The sequence below is a fragment of the Geminocystis sp. CENA526 genome (assembly GCF_050753365.1).
Classification (GTDB): domain Bacteria; phylum Cyanobacteriota; class Cyanobacteriia; order Cyanobacteriales; family Cyanobacteriaceae; genus Geminocystis.
The window spans coordinates 1-8652 of the sequence record NZ_JBLZFY010000140.1 but is presented as its reverse complement, the minus strand read 5'-3'; the positions used below and the strand labels follow the sequence as shown (position 1 = coordinate 8652).

Below are 8652 nucleotides of genomic sequence, written 5' to 3'. Positions count from 1 at the left end.
TGTAAGGATTTGAGCAAGATAATAATTTGCTGTAAATGTTGATAAGTTTCCAATGGTGGTTCATCACTCCAAAACTCTCCTTGAGGATATATTATCTCATGGTTCAGGTCAAGTTGATTTTCTGTAACAGGAGTTAAAGTTAGAGAAGATGTCATAATTTACATTATTGGTAAATTTTTTTCTATCATAACTTTTATTATAAGAGAACTGTTCGATCGAGTTGATCAAGTAGATTACCCTATACTGATAAAATTATGGATGACGGATAACATTCTCATCGTTATAAATAAAAATGATTAAATCTATATTATCAAAAATTCTCGTGTTAGTTTTAGTTGTTACGATTAGTTTTGTCGGTTATATAGATACCGCTTCTGCTAATTTAACAGGAAAATATACTGAAGATACCTTAACTGTATTGGAAACCTTAACCACTGCGATCGAACTTCCTGAAGATACAGACATGGAAACAAAAAAAAATATTCAAAAGGAAGCACGACAACAAATTAATGATTATATCTCTCGCTATCGTAAAAATAGTAACTATAGTGGTTTAAAATCTTTTACTACCATGCAAACCGCCGTTAATTCTTTAGCTGGTTATTATACTTCCTACGGTAGTCGCCCCTTACCTGAGAAACTGAAAAGCCGTTTAAATCAGGAGTTTAAACAAGTAGAATTTGCCCTCAAAAAAGGCTATTAACCAATTAACAATTAACAATTAACAATTAAATTATTTTAAGTTTAGAAATTGATCATCTATATTTAGTAAAGATATTCTCTTAAATAAATTTTTATTATTATCACATAAATAGGGAGGAAAAATATTTGTCTAATCAAGTAAATGTTGCTATTTTAGGGGCAACGGGGGCTGTAGGTACAGAAATTATTGATTTATTAATTGAACGCAATTTTCCCATTAATGAGTTAAAATTATTATCATCCCCTCGATCGGCTGGACAAAAAATCGCTTTTAAAGATGAGTTAATTGAGGTTCAAGCCGTTGATGAAAATTCCTTTAAAAATGTCGATATTGTCTTAGCTTCCGCAGGAGGCTCAACTTCTAAAGCATGGGCAGATTCGATCGTATCATCAGGGGCAGTTATGATTGACAACTCCAGTGCTTTTCGCATGAGAGATGATGTTCCCCTGGTTGTACCCGAAATCAATCCTGAAGATGCTAAAAACCATCAAGGAATCATTGCTAACCCCAATTGCACAACTATTTTAATGGGAGTGGCTATCTATCCATTACATCAAATTCAACCCATTAAAAGAATTATAGTTTCTACTTATCAATCCGCTAGTGGTGCAGGGGCAAGGGCGATGGAAGAAGTGAAAATTCAAAGCCAAGCTATCCTTAAAGGCGAAAATCCCATTGCCGAAATACTACCTTATCCTTTAGCCTTCAACCTCTTTCCTCACAACTCCCCTATGATGGATAACCATTACTGCGAAGAGGAAATGAAGATGGTTAACGAGACTCGCAAGATTTTTGGTGACGATAGTTTGCGTATTAGTGCCACTTGCGTAAGAGTACCAGTGTTAAGGGCTCATTCGGAGGCGATTAATTTGGAATTTGAGCAACCTTTTTCTGTGGATAAAGCTAGAGAAATTATTAGTCAATCTTCGGGGGTTAAATTAGTAGAAAATTGGGATAAAAATTATTTTCCTATGCCCATAGATGCCACTGGAAAAGATGATGTTTTAGTAGGTAGAATTAGACAAGATATTTCCTCTGAAAATTCGATCGAACTGTGGTTATGTGGTGATCAAATTCGCAAGGGTGCTGCCTTAAATGCTGTACAAATAGCAGAGTTATTAATTGCCAAAAATTGGCTTAAATAAAAACCAAAATATTTCCTTCCCATGCTCGATTTATTAAACTTTGAATTTATGCAAAATGCCATCATGGCAGGTGTTTTAGTTAGCATCGCCTGTGGCGTGATTGGTACTTTTGTGGTAGTCAATCGCATCGTTTTTATTAGCGGTGGTATTGCCCATGCCGCCTATGGTGGTATCGGTTTAGGTTATTTTTTTGGCTTTAATCCTTTCATTGGCGCTATCCTCTTTGCTGTATTATCAGGTTTAGGCATGGGAATAGTCGAAAAAAAAACTAAGGAACGTTCTGATACTATTATAGGCACAATGTGGGCGATCGGAATGGGTATAGGTATTATTTTGATTGACTTAACTCAGGGTTATAAAGCCAATTTGATGAGTTATTTATTCGGTAGTATTCTCGCCGTGCCAAGACAAGATTTATGGATTATGCTGATTTTAGACATCATTATTGTCCTGATGGTATGTCTATTGTATAAAGAATTATTAGCTATATCTTTTGATCCGATTTTTGCTACTACTCGCAATATCCCAGTTAATACTATATATCTTTTATTGATCGGTTCGATCGCGCTTACTATTGTCATGGTGATGCAAGTGGTAGGATTAATCATGGTAATCGCCTTATTAACCATTCCTCCCGCCGTAGCGAATCAATTTGTGGGAGAAATCAAACAAATGATGATATTGAGTAGCATTTTAGGAATAATCTTTATCTTAATCGGTTTATGGCTCTCCTATAGTTTTAATTTAACTTCGGGAGCAACTATTATTGTCGTATCAGGGTTAACTTATTTTCTGAGTTTAGCTTTTAAATATCTTTGGGGAATTAAGAATTAAAAATTAAGAATTAAGAATTAATTAAAAACCTAGCAATTTTTGTATTTCCTTCCTCCTTACCCTCTTATTTTAATCATTTTATTCCGATTTTATTAGGGGCGAATTTTAAGTACTGTTATAAATTATTAAATTTTCCTTACTAACCTCAGTAATTATTCACTACTATGAGTTATTTATTAGAAGTAGAAAACGTATATGCAGGATATATCCAAGATTTAAACATCTTACAGGGTATAAATTTTAAAATTGAAGCCCATGAGTTAGTTACCGTAATCGGACCTAATGGAGCTGGAAAGTCCACCCTAGCAAAGACAATTTTTGGTTTATTATCCCCAAATCAGGGCAAAATTATCTTTAAAGGGGAAAATATTGCAGGATTGAAACCCAATGAGATTGTTAAGCGAGGAATGTGTTATGTGCCTCAAATTGTTAATGTTTTTCCTAGTCTTACCATAGAGGAAAACTTGGAAATGGGTGCTTATACCTTATCAGGTTCAACTAAAAAGCAAAAAGAGCTAATATATACTATGTTTCCCAAATTGAAAGAAAGGGGAAAACAAAAAGCGGGTACATTGTCAGGTGGTGAAAGACAAATGTTAGCTATGGGTAGAGCTTTAATGTTAGATCCTGATTTGTTATTATTAGATGAACCATCGGCGGCACTTTCTCCTATATTGGTAAATAACATTTTTGAACAGATAAAGGCGATAAATGCTACGGGTAAGGCGATTGTTTTAGTAGAACAAAATGCTAAGAAAGCCTTAATGATGGCGCATCGTGGTTATGTGTTGGAAAGTGGTAGAGATGCTATTGAAGGAAAAGGAGAGGATTTACTCAATAATCCTCAAGTGGCTGAATTATATCTAGGTGTCAGTCATTAATTTTTTTATGAGTTAAAATGGGGTATTTAGGCTTAAAAAATATTCCTTATTACTCAAATTATAATATTTTAATCAATAAAAATTGATAGCCTATTCTCCTATATATTCTGAAGGTTTAATTTAATTAATAATTAGATAAAATAGAGGTGACTATCTATGAATCATATATTGACAGGCAATCGTAAAGAAATTTTTTTAATAATAGCTAAACATCCCCATATATCGATCGGAGATTTGTGTAAATTTAGTATTCTTAGAGATGGTGGTTTATATAGAATAAATCATCATTTAATGGGTTTAGAATCGGAAAAATTTATCGAAATTTCTGGTACTGCTAAACGAGGCGGTTATCAGTTTAAAATCTCTAGTGGTAAGGGGGAAAGGATGTTAAAAAAATTAAAAAAACTCAATAAAAATAGACGAAAATAAGAATTAAGAATTAGGAATTGATAATTTAAAAAAATATGATTGACTGACTATTATTAAAACTTTAATTTAAAAATATTTTTCCTCTAGTTAAAATTAATGCAAAGAAGACAATTTTTAACCAATGCTAGTATTAGTGCGGTAACGTCTGCTACCCTTGTTTCTTGTCAAAGTCAAAATAATTCTACCGTCACCGCTAATAGTTTACCAGAAATAAAATGGCGAATGGTGACAAGTTGGCCTAAGTCTCTGGATACTATTTTCGGTGGTGCTCAGAGTTTTTGCGATCGAATTAAGCAAATGAGTGGCAATAAATTTCAGATTACCCCCTACGCCGCAGGGGAAATTGTACCGGGGTTAGAAGTATTAGATACTGTGCAAAATGGTACGGTAGAATGTGGACACACAGCTAGTTACTATTATATTGGCAAAAATTCTGCCCTTGTATTTGGTACAGGTGTACCCTTTGGCTTAACCGCAGGGCAACATAATGCGTGGTGGTATTATGGAGGAGGGTTAGAAGCTATGCAGAAGGTGTATAGTGATTTTAACATTATCAATTTTCCCGCAGGGAATACGGGAGCGCAGATGGGGGGATGGTTTAAAAAACAATTAAACTCTCTCGCTGACTTAAGAGGTTTAAAGATGCGTATTCCGGGGTTAGGGGGTGAAGTCATGGCAAAATTAGGGGTAAATGTGCAAGTATTGCCGGGGGGAGAGTTATTTCTGGCTCTTGACAGAGGTGCGATCGATGCGGCAGAATGGGTAGGCCCCTACGATGATGAAAAACTAGGTTTAAATAAAGCGGCACAATATTATTATTATCCCGGATGGTGGGAAGCAGGGCCAAGTTTGGAAGTTTTAATCAATAAATCCGCATGGGAAAAATTACCCCCAGAGTATCAGGCAATGGTGGAATGTGCGGCGAAGGAGGCAAATATTTCTATGTTGGCTAATTATGATTTTCTCAATCAAAAATCTTTAAAAAGTCTTGTGGATTCGGGTACAAAATTAATGGCTTTTCCTGATGATATTTTGACGGAAGCGAAAAAAATTTCCTTTGCTATTTATGAGGATAATAGTGCAAAAAATCCTGCTTTTAATGAAATATATCGATCGTGGTTAGAGTTTAGAAAAGGTATTTTACAATGGAATAAAATTAATGAGTTTAGCTTTGCTAATTTTTTAGCAAAAAGTGAGTAGTTATATCCTGTGAACTACCACACACCAAATCAAAGATTATGATGTAGGCTTCCTACCCAAAGAAATGCTTTAGGCAAGAGAGAATTTCAAAATTAATAGTTTATAAAAATTTAATTTTTATTTTAATGTAAGCATTATTTAATAAGAGTTATAGCATTTATTTTCTCCTAATTTATCATAACTATTGTAGAAGAGCCAAAAAATGTAAGTTAAATGCGTCTTAGCTTATCTCCTCGATCGTTAATTGGGGTAATTTACTTTTTAGATCATTTATTTAGCATAATAGAACTAGAAGAATCTTTAGCACCAGAGGAAAAATGACTATTGCCACAGAAAAGATGAGTTTTGAGGATTATCTTCAATACCATGATGAAACCGATCGAAATTATGAATTAGTTGATGGAGAATTAATTAGTATGAGCTTAGGTACAGGTAAACATGGTGCATTGGCTAAATTCTTAGAAAGAATTTTTGATGATGAAATTAGTAATAATAAACTTTCTTGGACTGCACAAAAATTTGCAGTGGGAGTTCGATCGCCCCGTGGCAGAAGATGGGATACTTCTCGCATTCCTGATGTAACAGTCTTACCCCTTGAACAATGGGAAAATTTAGCGAATAAAGAGGCGGTAATTGATTTTAATGAAACTCCCCCTATTTTAGTGGTAGAAGTGGTTAGTCCGTCCACCAGAAAAACAGATTATCGCAGTAAACGTACTGAATATGCCGTCTTAGAAATCTCTGAATATTGGATTGTTGATCCCGATGAAAAAATAGTTACTATTTGTACTTTAATGGATAGTTTTTATGATGCTAATATTTTTCAAGATGAAGAATTGATTATTTCGCCGACTTTTCCTAGTTTACAGTTAACACCCAAGCAAATTTTTGGCTAAAAATACAGGCAAGATTAGATATAAATACAGGCAAGATTAGATATAAATACAGGCAAGATGCCTGTTTTACGATCGATTATTAATGCAAGAAATGACGTACTCCAGTAAATACCATGACTAAGCCTAATTCATTGGCGGCTTTGATGGAATCCTCGTCACGAATTGATCCCCCCGGCTGAATAATTGCTGTAATACCAGCTTCCGAAGCCGTGCGTACTGAGTCATCAAAGGGGAAGAAAGCGTCACTAGCTAAAAACGCACCCTTAGCCTGTTCTCCTGCTTGTTCAAGGGCGATTTTGACCGAGCCTACACGGTTCATTTGTCCTGCACCTACCCCCAATGTAGCACGATTTTTGGAAATAACGATCGCATTAGATTTAACGTGTTTAACGATTTTCCACGCAAATAATAACTCTTGTAATTCGGTTTCGGTAGGTTGTTTTTCTGTCACCACTTGCCATGTGTCGGGAAGTTCGATCGAGGTATCATTATCTTGAATTAAAAATCCCCCTGCAATGGCTTTAATGTTATCCTGACTGCCTGAGTTTAAATCAGGTAAAAGCAAAACTCGAAGGTTAGATTTTTTTGCTAAAACGGCTTTAGCTTCTTCGGTAATATCTGGTGCAACTATACACTCTAAAAATATTTTACTCATGGCTTGAGCCGTAGGCACATCAATGGGTTGATTTAACGCTACGATGCCACCAAAAGCGGAGACAGAGTCAGCAGTATAAGCCTTTTGATACGCCTCAAAAAGTGTTTCTCCCACTGCTACACCGCAAGGATTGGTATGTTTAATAATCACCACCGCAGGTTCATTACTAGGAAATTCACAAACAATTCTGCGAGCGGCTTCTAAGTCAACTAAGTTGTTATAGCTTAATTCTTTACCTTGTAACTGATGTGCTGATGTCCAACCTTTTGCTTCGCTTCCGCTTTGATACCAACTTGCCTTTTGATGAGGGTTTTCACCATAACGCAGGGTAGCAATTTTTTTGCCTCCTATACCGTAATAATCCGCAGATTCGGGGTTAATTTGGGCAAAGTAACGACAGATAGCTTGATCATAATTCGCAGTCATAGCAAAGGCTTCCGCCGATCGAGCTTGACGAAATGCTAATGTAGTTTTACCTTGATTTGCTCTTAATTCAGCTAAATAATCATCATAACGGGCTGGATTAGTTAAAATAGTGACGTGAGCATAGTTTTTCGCACTAGCACGAACCATAGCGGGGCCGCCGATGTCTATTTGCTCGATGGCATCCTCTACGGTACAATTATCTTGGGCAATAGTTTTCTCAAAGGGATATAAGTTGACTGCAACTAAATCAAAAGGGCGAATTTCGTTAGTCTGTAAGTCTTGTTGATGAGATTCTAATTCTAATCTTGCTAAAATACCCCCATGAATACGAGGATGTAAGGTTTTGACTCTTCCCCCTAAAATTTCGGGTGAGCCTGTATAATCACTTACCTTAGTAACGGGAATACCAGCAGATTGTAAAGTTTTTGCTGTACCACCACTACTGATGATTTGAAAGTTAAATTCTTCTACTAATGTTTTGGCTAATTCTACAATGCCTGTTTTATCGGATACACTTAATAAGGCTAAACCTGTCATTATGGTTTCTCTCGTTCGATCGTGGTTAAACCTCATCATTATATCATGGGTGCGATCGCTAAGAGCGGCACTGCGTGATCGTAAATTATTTACCTTAATTAGACATAAAATTAATAACTGAAAATTGTATCTATTTATGCCTAATTGCTGATTCAACTTCCCTCAAATTAGGATAGTTCTGAAATTTTAAAGTCATAAAAAATTATGGATATTCTTAAGAACAGACATTTGAGGGTAAACAAGTTTTACACTAAGCTACACCTTGAAGAACAGGGATATATTCTTCTCTCATGGTAGTCATGTTTTGATGGACAAACGCTTCAGGAAAACCTCGATCGATTTCTCGCATGGTTGCCTGTTTTGCTTCGAGTGCAACTTGTAATACTTTCATAGCTTCTTTAGGTTGTCCTGCACCACAGAAAAATAAATCGGCGGCAAAATAACCATATTCGGGCCAAGTATGAATTGCAATGTGAGATTCCGCTAAAGTAACGGTAGCTGTTACCCCATGGGGACTAAATTGGTGTACACACATATCGATTAAGGTTGCTTTTCCCGCCTTAATAGCATCTAACAAACCTTGACGGATTCTTTCTGGATCGTTCAAAAGATCAGCCGGTGCTTGCCACGCATCTACCACTAAATGTGTACCCACTTTGTTCATTCTTGTCAACTCACTCCATATTGTGTTTGCTAATAGGGACAATTGATTTTAACAGATATTTTCGCCCTCTCATCCAAAACCTAGTATATGTTTTTGCGCCCGTTGTAATAATACTTGAGTGTTCATAATGGTAAGGTTAAGAAAAAGTAAAGACAAAAATCATCCAAACAATAATCATATACAATTAAACATCTTTTTGTCAAGTACTTCCTCAAAAATAACTAGGAAGTCGAATAAAATGATGAAGATAGGAGGGGGAGGAGAGGGAAGAGGGGGAAGAGG

At 35.8% G+C, this 8652-nt stretch carries 9 protein-coding genes and 1 pseudogene; 7 read left to right on the top strand and 3 right to left on the bottom strand.

Annotated features, from left to right (window positions below):
* Window positions 1-155, bottom strand: a pseudogene (locus ACN4EE_RS20935) (Uma2 family endonuclease); the annotation flags it as partial.
* A 137-nt stretch (window positions 156-292) separates the two neighbouring features.
* Here ACN4EE_RS20935 and psb27 point away from each other — a divergent pair.
* The 7 genes from psb27 (at window position 293) to ACN4EE_RS20900 (ending at window position 6088) form a co-directional block, all read left to right on the top strand.
* On the top strand, window positions 293-703 hold the full coding sequence (gene psb27 / locus ACN4EE_RS20930) for a photosystem II protein Psb27 (RefSeq protein ID WP_431708444.1): 411 nt from the start codon (window positions 293-295) through the stop codon (window positions 701-703).
* Between the two features lie 125 nt (window positions 704-828).
* On the top strand, window positions 829-1848 hold the full coding sequence (locus tag ACN4EE_RS20925) for an aspartate-semialdehyde dehydrogenase (protein ID WP_431708443.1): 1020 nt from the start codon (window positions 829-831) through the stop codon (window positions 1846-1848).
* Window positions 1849-1869: 21 nt separating this feature from the next.
* Entirely contained in the window at window positions 1870-2682 is an 813-nt protein-coding gene (locus tag ACN4EE_RS20920) for a metal ABC transporter permease (protein ID WP_431708442.1), read from the top strand.
* Window positions 2683-2846: 164 nt separating this feature from the next.
* The gene (locus ACN4EE_RS20915; protein ID WP_431708441.1) at window positions 2847-3563 is read left to right on the top strand and encodes an ABC transporter ATP-binding protein; all 717 of its coding nucleotides are present in this window, start codon (window positions 2847-2849) and stop codon (window positions 3561-3563) included.
* Window positions 3564-3719: 156 nt separating this feature from the next.
* On the top strand, window positions 3720-3992 hold the full coding sequence (locus tag ACN4EE_RS20910; protein WP_431708440.1) for a hypothetical protein: 273 nt from the start codon (window positions 3720-3722) through the stop codon (window positions 3990-3992).
* Window positions 3993-4088: 96 nt separating this feature from the next.
* On the top strand, window positions 4089-5192 hold the full coding sequence (locus ACN4EE_RS20905; protein ID WP_431708439.1) for a TRAP transporter substrate-binding protein: 1104 nt from the start codon (window positions 4089-4091) through the stop codon (window positions 5190-5192).
* A gap of 317 nt (window positions 5193-5509) precedes the next feature.
* Window positions 5510-6088, top strand: a complete 579-nt coding sequence (locus ACN4EE_RS20900; RefSeq protein WP_431708438.1) for a Uma2 family endonuclease — start codon at window positions 5510-5512, stop codon at window positions 6086-6088.
* A 79-nt stretch (window positions 6089-6167) separates the two neighbouring features.
* Here the strand turns inward: ACN4EE_RS20900 and purH are convergent, their stop codons facing one another.
* The gene (gene purH / locus ACN4EE_RS20895; RefSeq protein WP_431708445.1) at window positions 6168-7706 is read right to left on the bottom strand and encodes a bifunctional phosphoribosylaminoimidazolecarboxamide formyltransferase/IMP cyclohydrolase; all 1539 of its coding nucleotides are present in this window, start codon (window positions 7704-7706) and stop codon (window positions 6168-6170) included.
* Window positions 7707-7956: 250 nt separating this feature from the next.
* The gene (gene speD / locus ACN4EE_RS20890; protein WP_017295998.1) at window positions 7957-8370 is read right to left on the bottom strand and encodes an adenosylmethionine decarboxylase; all 414 of its coding nucleotides are present in this window, start codon (window positions 8368-8370) and stop codon (window positions 7957-7959) included.
* Window positions 8371-8652 lie beyond the last annotated feature (282 nt).